At 39.7% G+C, this 21305-nt stretch carries 24 protein-coding genes and 1 tRNA gene; 8 read left to right on the top strand and 17 right to left on the bottom strand.

What is annotated here, in order from left to right; all coding sequences use genetic code 11:
* The first annotated feature begins 199 nt into the window (after positions 1 to 199).
* The 3 genes from mltB (at position 200) to FTT94_RS09155 (ending at position 2710) form a co-directional block, all read left to right on the top strand.
* Entirely contained in the window at positions 200 to 1201 is a 1002-nt protein-coding gene (mltB, locus tag FTT94_RS09165; RefSeq protein ID WP_078190309.1) for a lytic murein transglycosylase B, read from the top strand.
* 286 nt (positions 1202 to 1487) lie between these two features.
* Positions 1488 to 2102, top strand: coding sequence for a septal ring lytic transglycosylase RlpA family protein (locus tag FTT94_RS09160; RefSeq protein WP_078190310.1), 615 nt, complete (start codon positions 1488 to 1490; stop codon positions 2100 to 2102).
* Between the two features lie 152 nt (positions 2103 to 2254).
* On the top strand, positions 2255 to 2710 hold the full coding sequence (locus FTT94_RS09155) for a DUF962 domain-containing protein (protein WP_180003230.1): 456 nt from the start codon (positions 2255 to 2257) through the stop codon (positions 2708 to 2710).
* A gap of 253 nt (positions 2711 to 2963) precedes the next feature.
* Here the strand turns inward: FTT94_RS09155 and FTT94_RS09150 are convergent, their stop codons facing one another.
* The 3 genes from FTT94_RS09150 to rpsB all read right to left on the bottom strand — a co-directional run bounded on the left by FTT94_RS09150 (position 2964) and on the right by rpsB (position 5411).
* Positions 2964 to 3473 (bottom strand): DUF3465 domain-containing protein, encoded by a 510-nt coding sequence (locus FTT94_RS09150; protein WP_180170647.1) that lies wholly within the window; start codon positions 3471 to 3473, stop codon positions 2964 to 2966.
* Between the two features lie 174 nt (positions 3474 to 3647).
* On the bottom strand, positions 3648 to 4523 hold the full coding sequence (gene tsf / locus FTT94_RS09145) for a translation elongation factor Ts (RefSeq protein WP_078190313.1): 876 nt from the start codon (positions 4521 to 4523) through the stop codon (positions 3648 to 3650).
* Between the two features lie 141 nt (positions 4524 to 4664).
* Entirely contained in the window at positions 4665 to 5411 is a 747-nt protein-coding gene (rpsB, locus tag FTT94_RS09140; RefSeq protein WP_078190314.1) for a 30S ribosomal protein S2, read from the bottom strand.
* 207 nt (positions 5412 to 5618) lie between these two features.
* Between rpsB and map the strand changes: the two genes are divergently transcribed.
* Both map and FTT94_RS09130 read left to right on the top strand, forming a co-directional pair.
* The gene (gene map, locus FTT94_RS09135; protein WP_078191991.1) at positions 5619 to 6446 is read left to right on the top strand and encodes a type I methionyl aminopeptidase; all 828 of its coding nucleotides are present in this window, start codon (positions 5619 to 5621) and stop codon (positions 6444 to 6446) included.
* A 268-nt stretch (positions 6447 to 6714) separates the two neighbouring features.
* Entirely contained in the window at positions 6715 to 7941 is a 1227-nt protein-coding gene (locus tag FTT94_RS09130) for a pyridoxal phosphate-dependent aminotransferase (RefSeq protein WP_111883988.1), read from the top strand.
* 48 nt (positions 7942 to 7989) lie between these two features.
* Here FTT94_RS09130 and FTT94_RS09125 read toward each other — a convergent pair whose 3' ends face one another.
* Complete coding sequence (locus FTT94_RS09125) at positions 7990 to 8499, bottom strand: MATE family efflux transporter (protein ID WP_180040110.1); 510 nt, start codon at positions 8497 to 8499, stop codon at positions 7990 to 7992.
* 91 nt (positions 8500 to 8590) lie between these two features.
* Between FTT94_RS09125 and FTT94_RS09120 the strand changes: the two genes are divergently transcribed.
* On the top strand, positions 8591 to 9028 hold the full coding sequence (locus tag FTT94_RS09120; protein WP_180170654.1) for a PaaI family thioesterase: 438 nt from the start codon (positions 8591 to 8593) through the stop codon (positions 9026 to 9028).
* Between the two features lie 50 nt (positions 9029 to 9078).
* On the opposite strand, the gene FTT94_RS09115 is transcribed toward FTT94_RS09120, so the two are convergent.
* The gene (locus FTT94_RS09115; RefSeq protein WP_180170646.1) at positions 9079 to 9537 is read right to left on the bottom strand and encodes a hypothetical protein; all 459 of its coding nucleotides are present in this window, start codon (positions 9535 to 9537) and stop codon (positions 9079 to 9081) included.
* Between the two features lie 251 nt (positions 9538 to 9788).
* On the opposite strand from FTT94_RS09115, the gene FTT94_RS09110 reads away from it, so the two are divergent.
* Together FTT94_RS09110 and FTT94_RS09105 are read left to right on the top strand one after the other, a co-directional pair.
* A tRNA-Asn gene (locus FTT94_RS09110) sits at positions 9789 to 9864 on the top strand.
* A gap of 87 nt (positions 9865 to 9951) precedes the next feature.
* Positions 9952 to 11025 (top strand): hypothetical protein, encoded by a 1074-nt coding sequence (locus FTT94_RS09105; RefSeq protein ID WP_180009941.1) that lies wholly within the window; start codon positions 9952 to 9954, stop codon positions 11023 to 11025.
* A gap of 45 nt (positions 11026 to 11070) precedes the next feature.
* Here FTT94_RS09105 and FTT94_RS09100 read toward each other — a convergent pair whose 3' ends face one another.
* From FTT94_RS09100 to FTT94_RS09045, 12 genes are all read right to left on the bottom strand, one after another.
* Positions 11071 to 11895: a DUF4198 domain-containing protein gene (locus FTT94_RS09100; RefSeq protein WP_180170645.1), complete on the bottom strand. Its 825-nt coding sequence runs from the start codon at positions 11893 to 11895 to the stop codon at positions 11071 to 11073.
* Positions 11896 to 12031: 136 nt separating this feature from the next.
* Positions 12032 to 12685 carry a tRNA-(ms[2]io[6]A)-hydroxylase gene (locus tag FTT94_RS09095; protein WP_180170644.1) on the bottom strand — a complete coding sequence of 218 codons (654 nt, stop codon included), beginning with the start codon at positions 12683 to 12685 and terminating at the stop codon, positions 12032 to 12034.
* 16 nt (positions 12686 to 12701) lie between these two features.
* Positions 12702 to 13427 (bottom strand): pyridoxine 5'-phosphate synthase, encoded by a 726-nt coding sequence (gene pdxJ, locus FTT94_RS09090; RefSeq protein WP_111883982.1) that lies wholly within the window; start codon positions 13425 to 13427, stop codon positions 12702 to 12704.
* A 9-nt stretch (positions 13428 to 13436) separates the two neighbouring features.
* Entirely contained in the window at positions 13437 to 14153 is a 717-nt protein-coding gene (recO, locus tag FTT94_RS09085; RefSeq protein ID WP_180170653.1) for a DNA repair protein RecO, read from the bottom strand.
* 8 nt (positions 14154 to 14161) lie between these two features.
* On the bottom strand, positions 14162 to 14356 hold the full coding sequence (locus tag FTT94_RS09080) for an NF038104 family lipoprotein (protein ID WP_078192000.1): 195 nt from the start codon (positions 14354 to 14356) through the stop codon (positions 14162 to 14164).
* A 31-nt stretch (positions 14357 to 14387) separates the two neighbouring features.
* Positions 14388 to 15416 (bottom strand): GTPase Era, encoded by a 1029-nt coding sequence (era, locus tag FTT94_RS09075; RefSeq protein WP_067765139.1) that lies wholly within the window; start codon positions 15414 to 15416, stop codon positions 14388 to 14390.
* Positions 15416 to 16114, bottom strand: a complete 699-nt coding sequence (gene rnc, locus FTT94_RS09070) for a ribonuclease III (protein ID WP_111883979.1) — start codon at positions 16112 to 16114, stop codon at positions 15416 to 15418. The genes era and rnc overlap by 1 nt, the downstream gene beginning before the upstream one ends.
* A complete protein-coding gene (locus tag FTT94_RS09065) occupies positions 16086 to 16457 on the bottom strand; it encodes a DUF4845 domain-containing protein (RefSeq protein ID WP_078192003.1) in 372 nt (123 codons plus the stop codon). The genes rnc and FTT94_RS09065 overlap by 29 nt, the downstream gene beginning before the upstream one ends.
* A gap of 20 nt (positions 16458 to 16477) precedes the next feature.
* The gene (lepB, locus tag FTT94_RS09060; RefSeq protein WP_168378032.1) at positions 16478 to 17305 is read right to left on the bottom strand and encodes a signal peptidase I; all 828 of its coding nucleotides are present in this window, start codon (positions 17303 to 17305) and stop codon (positions 16478 to 16480) included.
* A gap of 21 nt (positions 17306 to 17326) precedes the next feature.
* A complete protein-coding gene (lepA, locus tag FTT94_RS09055; RefSeq protein ID WP_180170643.1) occupies positions 17327 to 19144 on the bottom strand; it encodes a translation elongation factor 4 in 1818 nt (605 codons plus the stop codon).
* A gap of 195 nt (positions 19145 to 19339) precedes the next feature.
* On the bottom strand, positions 19340 to 19789 hold the full coding sequence (locus FTT94_RS09050; RefSeq protein ID WP_180170642.1) for a thioesterase family protein: 450 nt from the start codon (positions 19787 to 19789) through the stop codon (positions 19340 to 19342).
* A gap of 119 nt (positions 19790 to 19908) precedes the next feature.
* Complete coding sequence (locus FTT94_RS09045; RefSeq protein WP_180170641.1) at positions 19909 to 21291, bottom strand: Do family serine endopeptidase; 1383 nt, start codon at positions 21289 to 21291, stop codon at positions 19909 to 19911.
* Positions 21292 to 21305 lie beyond the last annotated feature (14 nt).

Here is a 21305-nt window from a genome sequence, read left to right as displayed (position 1 = left end):
CTGCGAAAAAACCCTTTGCTTTGTCTTTTTTTGTATATCTATTTGTGAAAGCATGCACTGTCAGTGGTATCTTAGTTGCTATTGGTAACCTTTACCTTTAATGAGCTATGAAACCAGAAGGTCATCACAATTTTCAGGATCTTTGCCCCTTGAAATTTTGTTCATACTCATCGCTAAAGCAACTGGAAATTTTTTATTTATGCTAAATCGAAATTTTTATAAAAAACTATCACATATTGCCATTATGGCCGGTTCACTTTCACTGACCAGTTTTTGTCAGGCTAACGACTTCCAATCTCATCCGGCATATGCAAGCTTTAAACAAAATGCAATGCAAACCTATGGTCTGAGTGAAAATCAAATTGATTGGGCAATGCAAGGTAGTAAAAACCTACCTAACATTATTAGCATTATGAATAGACCTGGCGAATCAAAGCCTTGGTACCAATACAAAACCAACTTTTTAGCTGAAAGTACAATTCAACGCGGTGTTCGCTTCAAAAATCAGTATGCCGACACTTTAAATCGTGCAGAACAACAATTTGGTGTGCCTCAATCCGTGATTTTAGGCATTTTGGGTGTTGAAACAGGCTACGGCAGCAATAAAGGTAATTTTATCACCCGTGATGCTTTGGCGACCCTTGGTTTTGGCTATGAACGCCGTGCGCAATATTTCCAAGATGAACTTGCTGCACTGATTGCTTGGTCATATAAAGATGGTGTTCCAACCAACTCTGTCGTCGGTTCATATGCTGGTGCTGTGGGTTATCCTCAATTTATGCCAAGTAACATTCCAAAATTTGGTGTGGACTACGATGGCAATGGTCATGTTGACCTGCGTAATTCGGCTGTCGATGCCATTGGTTCAATTGCAAATTATCTAGCAAATTATGGTTGGCAGCGTAATCAACCGATTGCTTTTGCTGCTCGCTATAGTGGAAACAACCCAGATGCTATTATTGCAAAGGATTTAAACCAGCCAACACCCTATGGTGTACTCAAGGCTCAAGGTGTAACCCCTATGAATCCATTGGTAAAAATCGATGATCTCGATTTGGTCAATGTCATCCAATTGCAAGATAGTTATGGACCAATTTATTACATCACTTATCCAAATTTTCAGGTCATTACAACCTATAACAAAAGCCGTATGTATGCGACTGCGCTATGGCTTTTAGGCACTGAAGTTACCAGTCGATAAGACTGGTTTTTTAATATAGAGCAAAAAAGTCAACAAATATTTTCATTAAAATGAGTATTTATTCGGCATTTTAAACACCTTGTTACATTATTGATTATTTTTTAACCAACTATTGTTAATTTTTTAGACATTTTCAAAGTATTTTAATTAAACACTAGACAGCCTATCGATGGCATGAATATTATCCATCTCGTTAAATGTAGTTGCAAAAGTGAAATATCAGACGTGTTTACATGGATATCAGCGACTTAGTTGAACCAGTAAATATGCCATTGGGAGATAAACAATGCAGTCATCAATTATTAAATATGCCTTAGCGGTTGCCACGGCAGTTGCGCTAAGTCAGTCACAAGCTGAGATGGTTCAGTCATCATCATTCAATCATGATAATGACAACTCTCGTCTTGCAGCTCGTGTATTGAATAAAGAAGCTCAAAGCTTCAATTCAAACTTTACGAATTTAAGTAGTCTTTCAATCACTGAGCGTTCTGGCGATAAAATTCGTCGTCAAACAATCGCTGCTAAAATCGAAATCCCTGAAGATGAGCCTTCAGTGATTGAAAAGTTAAACACTGTCGCTTCGAATACTGTTCGTAAGTTCACTCAAACTGGTACTGCTTCTTGGTACGGTCGTCAATTCCACGGTCGTAAAACAGCAAGCGGTGAAACGTTTGACATGAACGCACTTACAGCAGCACATCGTAGCCTGCCACTTAATTGCTTTATTCGTGTTACGAATCGCAATAATGGTAAAAGCGTCGTGGTCAAAGTAAATGACCGTGGTCCATTCCATGGTAACCGTGTTCTCGATTTATCTTATGGCGCTGCTAAGCAATTGGGTATTACCAGTGCGGGTACTGCAAACGTGAGCATTGAACGCGTAGACGGTCCAAATTCTTAATTCTCCAATGAAGTGACTGCATTTAACAGACCACGCCTAGCGTGGTTTTTTATTTGTAGCCTCTTAGCCTTTCTAATCTTCAGTAAGCCTAATTTTGACCCTTCCCCCATTCTTGTTTATATTGGAGTCCTTCCCCATGATTAAGGACTATCATGAAAACAATCAACGAATGGTTTGATGAATACAGCGAAAGCCATCAAAATAAAACCAATAAAATTATTCACTGGATTTGCGTACCCACGATTTATTTTTCAATCGTTGGCATATTGGCACATTTTAGCGCGCTACTTACTGCTGTCTTACTTGCCTTAGCATTTATCTTTTACGCACGTTTAGACATTGTGCTTGCTGTTGCAATGGCCGCGTTAACATTAATCATGGCATGGCTAATTTGGGTGTTACCAGTTGGATATGGCTTTTATATCACGCTCTTTGTATTCGCATGGATTGGTCAATTTTATGGCCATAAAATTGAAGGTAAAAAGCCCTCTTTTTTCAAAGATCTCCAATTCCTCCTCATTGGCCCTATTTGGTGTTTAGATACATTTGCAGGCAAAGTACTTGGTAATTGGAAAGCACGCCATAAATCGCAAATAAAGAGCATTTAAAGCATGATTAATTTCATAGATCTCTTTTTCACTTCTTCCACATCGGTTTTCTTCATATTCGATGCTTAAAACCCTATTGTTTATAGGTGTATTTATCTCTGGTATTTCCAATCATTTTTTCTATTTATACATCCAAAAAGCCAGTGTTTAAACACTGGCTTTTACTCAATATGGTTAATCCAATTTTATGTTGATAGCTTAATCTGAATCATGATCATTTAAATGACTAAAGTTAAAAATGACTACGTGATTTTTATTGATAGGTTTTACCTTGATGCTTTAACCAACCATCCTGATGACGTCCATTCGGATCGTGATGTGTCCAGTGCATCACACCTCCCTTATCTGAATATTCGTATTCACCGTAAAATTGAACTGTATCGCCTTTTTGCAAGTCGTCAATTCGTGGAGCAAGATCGATATTATGCGCGACCAAAAGCGTTTGACCATTATTTAAGGTCAAAATGAACTTTTGATGGCGACTACCTTCATTATCATCTCGTAGTACCGCTTTCACTTGACCTGCACCTTCAACCTGAACATTACTGAGTTTACTTTTAAATGCATGCGCAATAACATCTTCAGCACTCTGCCCTTTTTGTTGAGCATCTACAGGTTGTACTGATTCTATTTTTGGCTGTGCGTTTTGTTCCGCTGTCGTCTGAACTGGTGCAGATTTTTGTTGTTGTAAATCGATTCCGAAATAAGCGGCTGTAAGCGCAACAATAATTCCGCCGATGGTTAAATTTGTTTTGTTTGCCATAAGATAGTTTAAATCTAAATTTTCAACTCATTATAGTCATTAATATGGATAAAAATAGAATTTGTGAACAACAATGTACACAATATAAAGTTTAAATAGCTTTGAAATCAGTAAAGCTACAGCCATAAAAAAAGCCCTCTAAAACGAGGGCTTTTTTCTACAAATAATCAGAGATTATTTTGCAGCAGCTTGAGCAGCAGCAACTTCTTCAGCGAAAGAAAGTTCAGCTTTTTTCTCAATACCTTCACCAACTTCGAAACGTACGAAGTTAGCAACAGTAGTACCAGTTGCTTTAAGAACTTCTGCAACTTTCTTATCGTTGTCGATAACGTACATTTGGTTCTCAAGAACAACTTCGTTCAAGTATTTCTGAACTGAACCAGTTACCATTTTTTCAACGATGTTTGCTGGTTTACCAGATTCAATTGCTTTCGCTTCAGCAATTTCTTTTTCTTTAGCGATAAGTTCAGCAGAAACGCCAGCTTCGTTTACAGCAACTGGGTTGAATGCAGCGATGTGCATAGCCAAACCTTTACCAGTTTCAGCATCACCAGCGTATGCAACTACAACACCGATTTTTAAACCGTGTTTGTAAACTGCAAGGTTGTCGCCTTCAACGATTTGAGCACGACGCACTTGGATGTTTTCACCGATTTTTTGAACAAGCGCGATACGAGCTTCTTCTACAGTAGCACCATCTTCAAGTTTCAATTCAGCAATTTGAGCAACGTCAGTTACACCAGCAGCAAGCGCAGCAGCAGCAACTTTAGCAGAGAAACCAGCAAAGTTTTCGTCTTTAGCAACGAAGTCAGTTTGACAGTTAACTTCTACAAGGATTGCTTTGTTGCCTTCTTGAGCGATAGTGATCGCGCCGTCAGCAGCAATGTTACCCGCTTTTTTAGCAGCTTTAGCTTGACCAGATTTACGAAGGTTGTCGATCGCTAATTCGATGTCACCGCCCGCTTCTGTTAATGCTTTTTTACATTCCATCATTGCAAGACCAGTACGATCGCGCAATTCTTTAACCATGCTTGCTGTAACTGCAGTCATGTTAATCTCCTAAATACGGTAGAAAATGAATTCTTTTTAGAACAGAAACGGCCCAGAGCTGTCTCTTGGGCCGTCTGCATACATGACGCTTACTTTGCCACCATCACGTGTCGCAAAAATGACAAGCTTACGTCAAACGCATTAAGCCTCAGAAGCAGGAGCTTCTTCGCCTTTAGCTTGTGCATTTGCTTGTGATTGAGCATATTCTTTACCAGCAAGAATCGCATCAGCCATAGCAGAAGCGTAAAGAGTAACTGCACGGATCGCATCGTCGTTACCAGGGATAACGTAGTCTACGTTGTCTGGGTTAGAGTTTGTATCAACAATACCGATAACAGGAATACCAAGGTTTTTAGCTTCTTTAATTGCAATTGCTTCGTGATCAACATCGATTACGAATAATGCGTCAGGTAAACCACCCATGTTTTTAACGCCGCCAAGAGCGCGTTCAAGTTTTTCCATCTCACGAGTACGTTCTAAAGCTTCACGTTTAGTAAGTTTAGCGAAAGTACCGTCAGTAGATTGAGTTTGAAGGTCTTTTAGACGGTTGATTGACTGGCGAAGAGTTTTCCAGTTAGTCAACATACCACCCAACCAGCGGTGATCAACATATGGTTGACCTGCACGTTGAGCTTGTTCACGGATGATTGCAGAAGCTGCACGTTTTGTACCAACGAACAAAACTTTGTTCTTTTTGCTAGCCAAGTTGTTAGCAAAGTTCAAAGCATCATTTAACGCAGGAACAGTGTGCTCAAGGTTGATGATGTGAATTTTGTTGCGCGCGCCGAAGATGTATTCGCGCATTTTTGGATTCCAAAAACGTGTTTGGTGACCGAAGTGTGCGCCTGCTTGAAGAAGGTCGCGCATGCTTACGTTGTAATCTGCCATTTTCTTTACCTTAAAGTTTGGGTTAGGCCTCCATATACCCGCATTCTCCACCTAAAAAGGCACCCAGAGAAATGTGTCGATATATGTGCGGATTTTATTGCCCCATCGCACAAAGCTCGTGAAAGATATTCACGAAAAAGCATTTGATAAAATGGGCGGCTATTTATACCATAGTCACATACAAATTTCCAAAAGTTTTTAGAGATCATGAACAGTACTTACGAAGCTCCACGTCGATTAATTAAAACGCCTGACGAAATTGAAAAAATGCGCGTCGCGGGTCGACTGGCGGCAGAAGTTTTGGATATGATCAAACCGCATATTGTTCCAGGTGTGACTACCCTAGAACTTGATACGATTTGTCATGACTATATTGTCAACAAACAAGAAGCTATTCCTGCTTGTTTAGGTTATGGAGCTGCGCCGGGTCGTCCAGCGTTCCAGCACGTGATCTGTACTTCAGTGAACCATGTTGTGTGTCACGGTATTCCATCTGAAAGCAAAAAGTTAAAAAAAGGTGACATCTTAAACATCGATGTCACTGTGATCAAAGATGGTTACCATGGTGATACCAACATGATGTATATCGTGGGTGGTGAAACATCTATTTTAGCGAACCGTTTATGCAAAGTTGCCCAAGAAGCCATGTACCGTGGTATGGCGGTGGTAAAACCAGGCGCAACCATGGGTGATATCGGCCATGCTATTCAACAATATGTTGAATCAGAACGTTTTGGTGTTGTACGTGAATATTGTGGTCATGGTATTGGTACCGTTTTCCATGACGAACCACAAGTTTTACACTATGGTCAACCAAATACAGGCATGATCTTAGAAGAAGGCATGACATTCACGATTGAACCAATGGTGAATGGTGGCGACTGGAAAACCAAACTTCTTGGCGATAAATGGACTGTCGTGACTAAAGATCATAGCTTGTCTGCACAGTACGAACACACGCTACTTGTAACAAAAAATGGTGTAGAAGTGCTAACTGCTCGCCCTGAAGAAGATTTATCGCGTTTTGTTCAATAAGCAAATTATTTGAAGTATAAAATTTAATTAAAAAGGTCACACATATTGTGGCCTTTTTTATGCCTTTTTTTATCCGTGACTTTAAGATTTTTCCATAAAATTTGATTAAAAATTTAAGTAACTCAATGTAAATTTTCTCAATTATAGGGTTAGGATGGAATATCACACTTTTTTGCACATTGTTGATTTTGCCACTCCCCATTACTGTGCATTTAAGCTAAGATAGTGTGCTTTTTATTTTTTAATCCCTATAAGAAGGAATACTGCCGTGGACGTACGTCTGTCTGATCGTGTAAATAGCATCAAACCGTCCCCTACACTTGCTGTTACTAACAAAGCTGCTGAATTGAAAGCTGCTGGTAAAAACGTAATTGGTTTAGGCGCAGGTGAACCGGATTTCGATACCCCACAACACATCAAAGATGCTGCAATTGCTGCTATCAACAATGGCTTCACTAAATATACAGCTGTTGACGGTACTCCAGGTCTTAAAAAAGCAATTATTGCTAAATTAAAACGTGACAATAACCTTGATTACGCTGCAAACCAAATCTTGGTTTCTTGTGGTGGTAAACAATCTTTCTTTAACTTGGCACTTGCTTTGTTAAACAAAGGTGACGAAGTAATTATCCCTGCTCCTTACTGGGTAAGCTACCCAGACATGGTGATCATTGCTGAAGGTACTCCTGTAATCGTGAAATGTGGTGAAGACCAACGTTTCAAAATTACGCCTGCTCAATTAGAAGCTGCAATCACTGACAAAACTCGTTTAGTGGTTCTAAACAGCCCTTCTAACCCAACAGGTATGATCTACACTAAAGAAGAATTGCTTGCTTTAGCTGACGTACTACGTAAATACCCAGAAGTTTTAGTTGCTTCTGATGATATGTACGAACCAATCCGTTGGGACGACGAATTCTACAACATCGCAACAGTTGCACCAGACCTTTACGACCGTGTAATCGTTCTTAACGGTGTATCTAAAGCTTATGCAATGACTGGCTGGCGTATTGGCTACGCAGCGGGCCCTGCTAAACTGATCGGTGCGATGAAAAAAATCCAATCTCAATCAACTTCAAACCCAACTTCTATTTCACAAGTTGCTGCTGAAGCTGCATTGAATGGCCCTCAAGACGTTCTTGAGCCAATGATTGAAGCATTCAAACGCCGTCACGACCTAGTTGTGAAAGGCTTGAACGACATCAACGGTATTACTTGCCTTCCTGCTGACGGTGCATTCTATGCATACGCAAACATCCGTCCTTTAATTCGTGCCAAAGGTTTAAAATCTTGCACAGAATTTTCTGCATGGTTGTTGGAAGAAACTGGTGTTGCAGTAGTTCCTGGCGATGCGTTCGGTCTTGGTGGCTACATGCGTATTTCTTATGCAACTGCAGACGAAGTACTTGTAGATGCGCTTGCACGTATTAAGAAAGCTGCTGATTCAATCGAAGGCGTAGATGCTGCGATTGCTTCAATTGCTGCTGAAAAATAATTTGATCTAAAGATCAAATCAAAAAAACCCGCGATATTCGCGGGTTTTTTATATCTGAGCCATTTTAAAATATTTGCTATGTTTCCATTTAAGGCAGATAAAGCAAATAACTGCTGCCAGCGTATAAGCAACACACAGCATGATCCAAAAACCTTGAATATTGAATGCATCGTACGTACGCCCCAACCATGTCACTGGATGGAATGCCAAATACCAGCCGCCGCCAAGTCCGAAAATCAAAATCATGCCGCTATAAACCAGCATCGGAAATACAATAACTTTCCAACACCTCAACATATTGACCGAAACTACTAACATCGCATCAAAGATATGCATCCAACACAATAAAAACACCAATGCGAAAACCACGTTGAGTACATCTTTGTCATTACTGAACAAGGGCAACATATAAGGATGAAATACTGCCACAACGATTGAGGCGGATAAGGCGACCACGAATGCCACCTTCATCGCTATACCGGTTAAATGCCACGCCTCCTGAACACGCCCCTCTCCGATTTTAGTCGATAACAAAATACTAAATGCAAGATTACTCAATGAAAGCGGCAAAGAATCAACTTGACAATATTTTCAACAATTAGCTATGTTAAGTTTAGATTCCATTTTAGAACTCGTAAAATAGGCCACAATAATGAACCCAAAAGAAATGATTGGACTGCAACTTTTACAAGCCATGTGTGCAGGAAAAATTCCACCAGCAAGTATTAGCGAAACTATTCCTATGCAGCCTTATGAAGTATCTGAGGGCAGTATTAGCTTTAAGGCTAAAGCAGATGCACGACACTTAAATCCGCTAGGCGGCGTGCATGGTGGCTTTGCTGCTACTGTACTCGACTCGGTGACAGGTTGCGCCATTCACACGTTATTAGAGGCAGGTGTAGGTTATGGCACCATCGACTTAAATATTAAAATGTGTCGTCCGATCCCAAAGAATGTTGAACTTACGGCTATAGGAAAAGTCATTAATATCAGTAAAAATTTAGGGATTTCTGAAGGGAAAATTATTGATGACAATGGCAAACTTTATGCACATGCAACTGCAACCTGCATGATTATACGTCCTTAATATTTTATTTTTCTGCTCGCAATTCAATGCGAGCAGATGATGATTCAAACTTAAATTGCTGAATGTAAGGCACGAATTAATTGGCCTTCACTTAGATCAATGCGATTACTGCCCTTTTGAAAGCAATAATATTTTAAAGCACTATCTAACTCAACACGACGTTCGCGTTGTTCTGAAATAGACCATACTTTAGAACGATTTGAGCCTGATAACGCATTACCTGCCAATTGGTATAAATACAAATCTTGCTTGCGTTGCAAAGGCACACGACGACCATCATCTTGATGTTCAAAACGTAAATGACATGGCGCGTTGATCAACCATTTTTCACTAAACCACAGTTGTAATAAATCACCCAATGCTAAGTCACGTTGACCCAAAGGCCAAACGTCAACGTACGCCCCTTCGACAGGTGTTTGATATTGCTCTTGGTTACTGATAATGGAAAGATAGTTTTCTTGATAAAAAGAAAAGTTTGAAAAAATCTGAGAAATAGTCAGCGTATTCATTCGCTTTCTCCTGTTTAGCCATTTTAGTGCTGGCAAGTTGGGTTTAAATCCACACTGTTTAAACATATGTTTAAACGCTCTGTTGTTGCATTCAGACTATCAATTGAATTTTTTCTTTGCAAGCCTAAGATTCATTTTTTCTAAAAAACCCTTCTTTTTGTTCAAATAAAAAACATCTATCACGCATTTCTCCTCATATTGGTATTTTTAGCTTGACCCTCTTCAAAATCTGCTTATAATCGCATTCAGATTCTCCAATAGCTCAGTCGGTAGAGCGACGGACTGTTAATCCGCAGGTCCCTGGTTCGAGCCCAGGTTGGAGAGCCAAATTCTAAAGCCCATTTATTTAAATGGGCTTTTTTAATGCCTATGATTTACATATAATCTATAAGTCATTGTCATTAAAATAAAAAAATGTTCATTCAAGTTGATGCTGAATCAAATAAAACTGCCTTAAAACACTATCTCACTGCATTCATTTTTCTTTTAATTTTTATCAGCCCATTTGCAATTTATTTGGTGAGCTGCACACCCGAAAGTGAAATTGAGCAACATTTCAAAACACCACCCAATTTATATAATAGTGAATCGAACACCCTTCTTGACAGCAAGCTACAATGGTTGATTCCACCTCAGCAGTTTCAAAATCACAATACTATTCCCGAAATATCTGAATCTGTATTGAACGAGATGACAGAAGGACTATATTGGTCAAGCACACCGATTACGCTGCAAAACCAATCTGATCAGTTATATGTTCATATCGATTTTGCAGGTCAGCAACAAACTCGAAAAGATCTTGAAATTTCGGTACTGCCGTTATGTATTGTTCACGAGAAAGAAACACCATGTATGAAAGCTGGGTTAAATGCAACTGGACAACTTTTTAACATCTCAACTCAAAAAAATACGCAATATCACACACTAGAGACCAATAAGTCATGGATGTTTTATGGCCATGAATTCCAAGAAAATTATATTATTCCACCACAAGCCACTCTCAAATTTTTAGTTAAAGCCAACATCCCTGAACACTTAACCCTGCAATGGCTTAGGCTAAGCATCAGTACTAGCCCCATTGTTGAGAAACAGCAAAATTTTATGCTCATGACGCAAAACAGTATAAGAATAAAATATGCACTTGCTCTATTGCCATTCTTCATATTAGCTTTGATGCACATTTTTCAAGGGTTTGAAAGCCTGCGTAATTTATCTATCGGCGCACTTTCAGCACTTTTATTTGCAATCAACACCATCATTTGGGATATCCATTATATGGTGATTGGCTGCCTGATTTTATGTTTTGCAAGTGTCTGTTATTGTTTTGAGAGCCGATATTATCGATTGCTTTATTTAACGGGTTGTTTACTGATTGCAGGCTATTCGCAGCAATATTATGGTGGTTTTAATAAACACTTTTTCACTCAAACCAGTTTAATTTTATTGATAGGTTTATCGATGTTTTATCTTGAACCTAAAGATAGCTAAATCATTTTCATAAAAAAGCTCCGCAAATCGCAGAGCTTTTTCTCTTTAAATCACATTAAAACTCAAAGTATATTTATATCGTTTTAATGCGTGTTCCTTCATTTCAAAAGGCTGTTGATAATCCATTTTCAGCAAATACTGACCACGATCTGATAGGTTAAAATTCAAATTTCCATCTTGATCAGTTTTAAGCGTTTTATAAACTTTTCCTTCACGGCTGTAATCCGTGGTTTGCTGCAAAATTTCAACCTGTAAACCCGCAACCGCTTTTTTCTGATCTAGCACTTTCAGTTGCACAGGCTCATTATGCTTTATAGCATTTGGATGGGTTTTAAATTGCACATCAAAACCATCATGTAAATGATTCACCACTTGTGTAGACGTTACACGACGTGATACAAAAGTTTCAATGATTTCCTGCGTTTGAATACTTTTGATTTGCGACTTTTTAGTCAACTCGGCTGTATAAATGACATTTGCATTCGCAGTTTTTTGAGGATCACGCACACCATTGATTAACGCTTTCCACTGCTTTTGATCATAAGCAAAACGCGCTGTACTTCCCTGCTTTTCACCACGAATACGATACGTGCCATCTTGCTTATTTTCTAAACTATAGCTGCTGACTGTTTGCGTTTTTGCCCAATCAGTTTCCGTTAAATGCAGCTTTTCACCAGACGGTGTATGTACATGGAAATTAAAATTTTTAATGGCTATTTCAGAAACAAACGGATTGTCATAAAAACCAGAAAGAATGGCACTATGATTATTAAATGTTTGATAGTTTAGAGGTGCAACATAAGGATAATGCGCTTCAGCCTGACCAACCGCACACAAAGCGATACAGAGTAAAGTGAATTGTAATTTCATATTGAATAAGTGAGCTTAAATTGTTTGATTCATAGAGATCGTTTCATTTTAGATTCACCCAAGACAATTGTAAATAATTCTTATTATCGTTTATTTTAAGTGCATAAAAAATCCCCCATTTTGGAGGATTATTTTATCAAGCTGCTTTGACTGGCACACCACTATGAAAGCGGAATAAATCATCTGGGCTGCTAATCAGATTTTTTTCAACTTCACGAATATGCTCAATACGCATCTGAATATCTTCTTTCGGGTTCTTTAGCTTATTGGTCATCGCCACATCCGTGGCCAATGCTAAATAGTCCTCATAATGGCGTGATTCAGACTTTAGCAAATAGCGGTAGTAACGCCCCAACTCTTCATCCACATGTGGTGCAAGCGCATAGAAACGCTCACATGACCGTGCTTCAACAAATGCGCCAATCACCAAGATATCAATTAACGCTTCTGGCTCGTAAGTCCGCACTTCTTTACGTAGACCACCTGCATACCGACCAGCACTGATTGCAGTCCATTCCTGACCACGTTTTGCCATCAGTTCCAGCACTTGCTCATAGTGCAGCATTTCTTCACGTACTAGCTGTGCCAGTTTGATTTGTAAATCCGAGAAAAAACTATAACGAAACATCAAATTCATTGCTGTACTTGCTGCTTTCTTTTCACAATTGGCATGATCCTGCATCAGGATATCCAAATTATTTAAAGCTTCATCTAGCCATGCTTTTGGTGTTTCACACCCCAAGAAGCCAATGACTGGCTTCATTAGGGCATCATAATCAATATTTGACATATACTTTACTTAAAAATTAACGTGCAGATTTAATCGCAGCTTTCATTTGTTTTACAGACTGTGCCAATCCAATAAATACAGCATCAGCAATAATCGAGTGACCAATATTTAGTTCATGAATTTGAGCAATGCGCGCAATCGGAGTGACATTGTCAATATTTAAGCCATGACCAGCATTCACAATCAATCCTTTAGATGCCGCATATTCAGCACCTCGAATAATACGTTCCAGCTCTGCTTTCTGCGCTTCAGGTGTTTCAGCATCTGCATATGCACCTGTATGCAACTCAATCGTAGGCGCACCACAGGCAATCGCTGCATCAATTTGAGCAAAGTCAGCATCAATAAATAATGAAACTTCGCAACCAATCGCCGCGAGTGCTTGAGTCGCGTTTTTTACATCTTCAAAATGCCCAACCACATCTAGACCACCTTCAGTCGTGACTTCTTCACGCTTTTCAGGAACAAAGCATACATGATGCGGCTGAATCTCTTTGGCAAATTCAACCATTTCATTGGTCACTGCCATTTCAAGGTTCATATGGGTTTTTAATACAGAACGCATTCGACGTACATCATCATCTTTAATATGGCGACGATCTTCACGTAAATGCAGCGTAATCCCTTCCGCCCCCGCTTGCTCACAAATGATTGCGGCATTCACAGGATCTGGATAAGTTGTCCCACGTGCATTTCGTAGTGTTGCCACATGGTCAATATTTACACCAAGCAAAGCTGCCATAATTCTTTCCTAATGACGTTGAGTTTGAGAATTCTGTATCCACAATTGACGACTTTTTAATGGACGATCGCCAAGCAAGGAAGTAATCATTTGTCGGTACAACTTAGACAGTAATTGTAACTGTTCAGAATTAAATTCCCCACCTTTTTCATAATCACACATACTTAAAATATGTTGACCTGACAATGTTGCGCGTGAGGCTTTAATGACAGGTTGAAAACCTTCATTTAAATGAAATTGATAATTTTCATGAAGCTGAATTTGCTGTTGATTTGCATCAGTTGAATAATCTAGCGCATAACCCAATTCTTCAAGCAACTCATGCTCAAACTGTCTAAGGATTTGTCGCAAAAAAAGATCAGGATTGTCCTGCGCAGACATGCATTGGAGTTGTTCTAAGGTATGCGCATATTGAGCAAATGTCTCTGGCATCTCGACCTCTAAAGGACATAACCTCAATAAAACTTCATTTAAATAAAAACCTGAAAAAAAAGCATCCCCAAAAAAGAAAATGGGTTGATTCACAATTTCAAGTTTACTGAAATTTTTAAGCTCAGACTTGCCGGATGCTTGCAAGCAAATTGGTTGATACTGGGGAGGTGGCGTTTGCCTGAGAATACCATCAATTCGACCATGCTCCTGAGTAAACAAGTGCACAATATGACTTTTTTCACGATATTTACGATGGTGAATTAAATAACCATGCAGTATCTCATTACGCATGATTTGAAATATTAATCCTTGTCTTTCTTTTTCTTGTCGTCTTCATCTTCATCCCCATCTGGAATGACTGCACCCACAACTGCAGCAGTACCTTTAACCACGCCTTTTGTGGTTTTATAAGCCACTTTGACAGGAACAGTAACGATTTTATGAATACACCCTTGTAGAAACAAAACACATGCAACTACGGCCAATACTTTCATCATTACTCTTCCCTCAAAGTTTGTTATTTAACGATTAGATATCGCTATAACCTAAGCTTTTCAATGCACGCTCATCATCAGACCAACCGCCTTTGACTTTCACCCAAAGTGTCAGCATGATTTTTTGCTCGAACATTTTTTCCATATCCACACGTGCATCCATACCGATTTTCTTCAGTTTGGCACCCTTCTCACCAATAACAATGGCTTTTTGGCCAGAGCGATCGACAAAAATCGTCGCATCAATATAGGTACACGCCGCTTTAGGACGACCAGTTTTTGGATTAACTGTTGCTTCTTCTGTTTTAAACGACTCAATTTGAACGGTTAGATCATAAGGAAGCTCTTCCCCCAATTGACGCATGATTTTTTCACGGATAATTTCAGAAGCAAGGAAACGCTCTGAACGATCAGTCAATTGCTCAAGTGAATACAGTGGTGGTTGGAATGGTAAATATTTCTCAATCGTACTGCGCAAATGATCCAAATTTGCACCGCGTAACGCTGATACAGGAACAATTTCTGCAAAATTCATCAATTTTGCACGCTCTTGTATCAAGGGTAATGCATGGTTTTTGTTTTCTAGCGTATCAATTTTATTGATCACAAGAATAACCGGCATATCGGCATTTTTTAGCTTTTCTAACACTAAATCATCATTCTGTGTCCATTTGTCTGCATCAATCACAAACAAAACCAAGTTCACATCACGAAGTGCAGAATGCGCCGCACGGTTCATCATTTTATTGATGGCACGAACTTCTTTTTTGTGCATCCCGGGCGTATCCACGAATACTGCCTGAGACTTTTCGCGTGAGTCAATACCCACAATTTTATGACGCGTCGTTTGTGGCTTACGAGATGTAATTGAAAGTTTTTGACCCAAAATATGGTTCATTAACGTTGATTTACCCACGTTTGGACGACCGACAATCGCCACAAAACCACTTTTAAAATCGGCAGGAATTTCAGTACCTTGTGCACTAAAAAACTGACTAATTAAATCGTTACTGTCGCCTTGCGACTCGTGATCAGCATCTACGTGATCGGAATGAGTAGTCATTAAGACTTTTTCTCCAAAATTTCTAAGATTTCTGCCGCTACTGCCTGTTCAGCAAAGCGACGGCTTGAACCTTCACCGTATTTAACAGGTAGCCCTTCTACCGTACATTCAACTTTAAAATGTTGGTTTGGAGCATCACCCTGAATATCTACAACCTCGTAAACCGGGAGAGGTTTTTTACGTGCTTGTAAATACTCTTGTAAACGTGATTTAGGGTCTTTCAGTTGATCAGTTGGTTCAATATGATCTAAATATGGCACATACCATTTAAGAACAATCGGTTCCAGAATTTTTAAATCCTGACAATCGACATAGATTGCACCAATGATCGATTCAACGGTATCCGCAAGTATAGACTCACGATGATGACCGCCAGATTTCAACTCACCTGTACTCAAGATTAATTCTTGACTGAGTTTTAAGTCATTGGCGATTTTTCCTAGCGCTTCCTGACGAACCAGTGTCGCACGCATACGCGTTAGACGCCCTTCATTTTCATGCGGGTAGGCATGGTACAGATAATTGGCAATTATCATACCCAACAATGAATCGCCCAGATATTCTAGGCGTTCATAATTGTATTTATGGCTCACCGATCGGTGGGTCAAGGCCAGTTGTAACAATTCAGGTTGTTTAAACTGATAACCGATACGACTTGCTAAACGAGCTTCATTTAGCTTGGACTGAGCTTTGATCAAAACTTTTCTCGAACTTCAACACAATATCAATATTCAATAAGAAAGGTTTTCTTATTTCATAATCTGTTTTCACTTGTAGACCATCTACATTAGTGACTTGAGCAATATCTTTAAAATTTAAATCACGTACACCGTTCATATCTAAACGCTGTGACATTTGTGACTCAAACTTACTCGGAGCAATATTTTTAGGACTGCTCTTCATCAATTCTTCAATTTCATTGTTGACTAGACGATCGTCAACATACGGTCCCCAAACCGCAATTAAAGCTTTAGCTAAAAAAGCAAAACCAATCACAGCAATTAAAATTGCGATATAAGACGTTCCCCGTTGATGTCTCATTTTATTTTCCTGATGTAAGACTAATCAATACTGCCATTACGACTAAATGAAGGCAGTTTTAAACCAGGTTCCTTATGCATCCACTTGTAAAAAGCACGTCCAGTGAGGTTTTCTTCGGGCACAAAGCCCCAAAAACGACTGTCCGCACTTTGATCGCGATTATCCCCCATCGCGAAATAGTGACCTTCAGGAACCTTAACTTCCCAATATAAACCATTTTCTGTTGAATATTTACCATTTTCAACATAGTTGATAAATGGTGCTTGGCGCGCAACATTGACACCTTCAAGCTCACGCATGGTAAACGTATGCTTACCCATGGTTTCTTTATGATAAATCGATGTAGGTGTGTCGAGTTGATCTTTTTCACGGCTAAATTCAACTGGAACTTTTGCCACTTTCTGACCATTTACACTCAGTTGACCATGATCGTAAATAATATGATCCCCTGGTAAACCGACCACTCGTTTAATATAGCTGATGGTTGGTTGTGGTGGATAACGGAATACAATGACATCACCACGCTCAGGTTCACCAACATCAATAATTTTTTTATTAATAATAGGTAATCGTACGCCATACTGATATTTATTCACCACAATAAAATCACCTGTTTCTAAGGTTGGAACCATAGAGTCAGATGGAATATTAAATGGCTCATATAAGAATGAACGCATCACCAAAACTATCGCTAGAATCGGCCAGAAATCATAAGCCCATGCGATAACGACATTTTCATTCCCTTTACCTTTGGTCTGCCGTTGCTTCCAGACAAACTTATCCAACAGCCAAATTAAGAAAAAAATGACTGTGGCAGGAACAAGGATCAAATTAAAGTCAAAATCCATGAGCTCATAAACCTCTATTTATTATCTTTCTACTTTCAATACAGCAAGGAACGCTTCTTGTGGGATTTCGACGCTGCCCACTTGTTTCATACGTTTCTTACCTTCTTTTTGTTTCGCAAGAAGTTTCTTCTTACGTGACACGTCACCACCATAACATTTTGCCAATACGTTTTTACGCATCGCTTTTACAGTTGAACGTGCAATGATTTGCGCACCAATTGCTGCTTGAATAGCCACATCAAACATTTGACGTGGAATCAAATCTTTCATTTTTTCAACTAGAGCAATACCACGATGACGAGCATCTTGGCGGTGACAAATCATGGCCAAGGCGTCAACCTTCTCACCATTAATTAGCACATCAACCTTAACTAAAGATGAACTCTCAAAACGCACAAAGTTATAGTCTAACGATGCAAAACCGCGTGAACATGATTTCAATTTATCAAAGAAATCCATCACTACTTCAGCCATTGGGATTTCAAACGTGATCGCTACTTGGTTCGCCATAAACTTCATATTTTTTTGAACGCCACGACGTTCAACACATAACGTCATCACATTACCCAAGTACTCTTGCGGTACCAAGATATGACATTCAGCAATTGGCTCACGTAAATCTTCAACTGTTGAACCATCCGGCATTTTAGAAGGACTATCGATGTAAATAGTTTGACCATTTTTCATCACCGCTTCATAAATTACGGTTGGTGCTGAAGAAATCAGGTCCAGATCATACTCACGTTCTAAACGTTCTTGTACAATTTCCATGTGCAGCATACCCAAGAAGCCACAACGGAAGCCAAAACCAAGTGCATCTGAACTTTCAGGTTCAAAGAACAACGCTGAGTCATTAATTTGCAGTTTGTGCAGCGCCTCACGGAACGGTTCAAATTCACTTGAATCGATTGGGAATAAACCTGCATAGACCTGTGGTTTCACTTTTTTGAAACCCGGTAAGCTTTCAACTTCTGGTGTAGTTGCCAAGGTAATCGTATCACCAACTGGAGCACCAAAAATATCTTTAATACCCGCGATCACGAAACCAACTTCACCTGCTTCGAGCATGTCAGTTTCTGTGTGTTTCGGATTAAAAATACCTACTGAAGTAATGATGTGCGTTTGACCTGTTGATTTCATCAACATTTTATCGCCTTTACGCACACGACCTTCTTTAATACGAACTAAAGAAACCACGCCCAAATAGTTGTCGAACCAAGAGTCAACAATTAAGGCTTGTAATGGTGCATTACGATCGCCTTCGGGTGCAGGAATAACATTTACCAGTGTTTCAAGCACCCCTTCAATGCCTAGACCCGTTTTCGCTGAACATGTAGGTGCTTCAGTCGCTTCGATACCAATAATGTCTTCAATTTCTTGAATAACACGCTCTGGCTCTGCTTGCGGCAAATCAATTTTATTTAAAACAGGTAGGACTTCTAGACCTTGTTCAATTGCGGTATAGCAGTTCGCTACAGATTGTGCTTCTACCCCTTGTGCAGCATCGACAACCAATAGTGCACCTTCACACGCAGCCAATGAACGTGAAACTTCATAAGAAAAGTCAACGTGCCCCGGTGTGTCAATGAAGTTGAGTTGGTATTCTTCACCATTAGGATGGGTGTAATACAAAGTCACTGACGCAGCTTTAATCGTAATACCACGCTCACGTTCCAATTCCATAGAATCTAGAACCTGCGCCTGCATTTCACGATCTTGCAAACCACCACAAGTTTGAATAAATCGGTCGGCAAGGGTCGACTTACCATGGTCGATATGCGCAATGATCGAGAAGTTACGAATGTTTTTTATATCAACAGATTTTTTAGCTTGCGCCATGGGCTACCTTGGAAAAATAAAAGCGCTATACATGCAATTCTTTATGCATAGCAAAAGCCGAATAGAAATTGCCGAGGATTATAGCAGATGGATTTTTCAAAGTATCGAAAATAATGCATTGCTTTTATGCAAGTCATTCATCCCACATGGAGAACTTGGCTGGTCTTGGTTTGAAATTTTGCGATAAAATCAAACTCAAAGATCATAAGCACTAAAATCCAGCGGATTTAGGCTATCCGCAATAGGTTGATACGCTTGGGTAAAGGTTGGCGACATGCGTTTTGGACGACCTGTGGCAATTTCAATGCATGCCCACTGCGTATTGCCTGTAAATAATATCGCTTTGTCTTTAGGGCGATAAAATACATACTGACGAAATGAATACAACGCATTGATATCATTTAACCAAGTTCGTAGAATAATCTCCTCACCTTCGACTGCTGCTTTGCGATATTGAACATGATGCTCTACAGCAACCATGGCATGCTTCAATTCTAGATATTCTTTTAAGCCTAGACCTAAGGCTTCAATATGTGCTGTCGCGACATCTTGCATCCAACTGACGTACACCACGTTATTTACATGATTTAATGTGTCGATATGTTCAGCTTGAACTGTAATTTTTAAATCAAAGATATCGCTCATAGCATCCTGCAAATTTTAAACTATGCTCTACAGTCTACTCATTTTTATCTAAGGGTAAATTGCAAAAACACTAAAGTTAAAAAAACCACTCACTTGGAGTGGTTTTCATTCAGCAACTCTTATTGAATACGCATGCCTACAATCGCACTTTGCCCCTGACGAATCAAAGAAACACGTGCAATGCTGCCATTTTTCAACTCTGAAATAACTTTCACAAAATCTTCAGCATTATTTACGGCTTTATTATTAACTTGGGTCACAACATCCCCCGGCTGAATTCGCGCTTGTGATGCAATACCACCTGCACGTACATCCTGAATTAAAACACCGCCTTTTAGACTCAGTTGTTTTAATTCATCTGCGTTTAGGTTGCGAATTGACACCCCAATCACTGGGCCTTTTTTTACAGGGGTCGTTTCAGCTTTTGCAGGCGTATCATCTGGTGCAGTGATTAAAGTTGCTGAAATATTTTGGCGTTTATCATCACGTAATACTTCAAGCTGAATACTTTGATTAGGACCTGTACGATTGAGATAATTCAGTAGTTCGCCAGTACGTGAAATCGGTGTACCATTAAATTTCAAAATGACATCACCCGCTTTAAAGCCAGCCTTTGCTGCGGGTGAATTCGGTGCAACTTGAGTAATCAATGAGCCCTCAGGTTTTGAAAGGTTATAGGATTCAGCAAGATTCCGATCGATATCTTGCAGCATAACGCCTAAGTAAGCACGTGTCACCTTGCCGTTTTTCTTTAATTGGTCTGCAACATCCATCGCCACATCAATAGGAATCGAGAACGATAACCCCATATAACCGCCTGTACCACTAAAGATACGAGAATTTACCCCGACCACCTCACCAGACTGATTAAATAATGGACCACCAGAATTACCTGGATTCAATGCCACGTCGGTTTGAATGAATGGAACCGAGGTTTCTCCCATCATATTACGCATTTTAGCACTAACGATTCCTGCCGAAGCTGAATAGTCAAAGCCAAATGGTGAACCAATGGCCAACACTGGCTCACCTACACGTAAACGGTCAACATTGCCTGTGCGTAGCTCAGGAAAATTTGAACCTTTGACCTTTAACAAAGCCACGTCAGTCCGCTCATCACTACCCACAACTGTGGCATCAATTTCACGGCGGTCATTCAGTACGATGGTGACTTTCGAGGCATCTTCTACCACATGGTGATTGGTTAATAGATAACCATCTTTACTAATAAAGAATGCGCTTCCATAACCGGTCTTTTCTTGCGGCATTTTTTGCTGCGGAATAACCACCTGATTACCGAAAAAGCGTCGTAATATTTCTGGGACTTGTTGCTGCAAAAGCTCTTCTTGACTAAGCTTTTTAACCACATTCACGCTTACGACAGCTGGGCTGACTTGTTCAACCAAATTGGAAAAATCAACAGGACCCGCTGCCTGAGTCTGCACGCTAGCAACCGTAAACACAGCTGCATAGAGTCCCTTTTGTAAATACGATTTATTCATTGTTAGCATTCACT

The organism is Acinetobacter sp. YH12027, assembly GCF_013420085.1.
Classification (GTDB): Bacteria; Pseudomonadota; Gammaproteobacteria; order Pseudomonadales; family Moraxellaceae; genus Acinetobacter; species Acinetobacter amyesii.
This window is presented reverse-complemented; position numbering and strand designations above follow the sequence as displayed.

Coding starts and splice junctions, on each gene's coding strand:
- FTT94_RS09160 (WP_078190310.1), top strand. CDS start 1,488: ATGCAGTCATCAATTATTAAATATGCCTTAGCGGTTGCCACGGCAGTT.
- tsf (WP_078190313.1), bottom strand. CDS start 4,523: ATGACTGCAGTTACAGCAAGCATGGTTAAAGAATTGCGCGATCGTACT.
- FTT94_RS09065 (WP_078192003.1), bottom strand. CDS start 16,457: ATGAGACATCAACGGGGAACGTCTTATATCGCAATTTTAATTGCTGTG.
- FTT94_RS09100 (WP_180170645.1), bottom strand. CDS start 11,895: ATGAAATTACAATTCACTTTACTCTGTATCGCTTTGTGTGCGGTTGGT.
- lepB (WP_168378032.1), bottom strand. CDS start 17,305: ATGGATTTTGACTTTAATTTGATCCTTGTTCCTGCCACAGTCATTTTT.
- lepA (WP_180170643.1), bottom strand. CDS start 19,144: ATGGCGCAAGCTAAAAAATCTGTTGATATAAAAAACATTCGTAACTTC.
- FTT94_RS09115 (WP_180170646.1), bottom strand. CDS start 9,537: ATGAATACGCTGACTATTTCTCAGATTTTTTCAAACTTTTCTTTTTAT.
- FTT94_RS09105 (WP_180009941.1), top strand. CDS start 9,952: ATGTTCATTCAAGTTGATGCTGAATCAAATAAAACTGCCTTAAAACAC.
- FTT94_RS09080 (WP_078192000.1), bottom strand. CDS start 14,356: ATGATGAAAGTATTGGCCGTAGTTGCATGTGTTTTGTTTCTACAAGGG.
- map (WP_078191991.1), top strand. CDS start 5,619: ATGAACAGTACTTACGAAGCTCCACGTCGATTAATTAAAACGCCTGAC.
- FTT94_RS09050 (WP_180170642.1), bottom strand. CDS start 19,789: ATGAGCGATATCTTTGATTTAAAAATTACAGTTCAAGCTGAACATATC.
- FTT94_RS09045 (WP_180170641.1), bottom strand. CDS start 21,291: ATGAATAAATCGTATTTACAAAAGGGACTCTATGCAGCTGTGTTTACG.
- mltB (WP_078190309.1), top strand. CDS start 200: ATGCTAAATCGAAATTTTTATAAAAAACTATCACATATTGCCATTATG.
- rpsB (WP_078190314.1), bottom strand. CDS start 5,411: ATGGCAGATTACAACGTAAGCATGCGCGACCTTCTTCAAGCAGGCGCA.
- pdxJ (WP_111883982.1), bottom strand. CDS start 13,427: ATGGCAGCTTTGCTTGGTGTAAATATTGACCATGTGGCAACACTACGA.
- FTT94_RS09155 (WP_180003230.1), top strand. CDS start 2,255: ATGAAAACAATCAACGAATGGTTTGATGAATACAGCGAAAGCCATCAA.
- FTT94_RS09095 (WP_180170644.1), bottom strand. CDS start 12,685: ATGTCAAATATTGATTATGATGCCCTAATGAAGCCAGTCATTGGCTTC.
- FTT94_RS09150 (WP_180170647.1), bottom strand. CDS start 3,473: ATGGCAAACAAAACAAATTTAACCATCGGCGGAATTATTGTTGCGCTT.
- era (WP_067765139.1), bottom strand. CDS start 15,416: ATGACTACTCATTCCGATCACGTAGATGCTGATCACGAGTCGCAAGGC.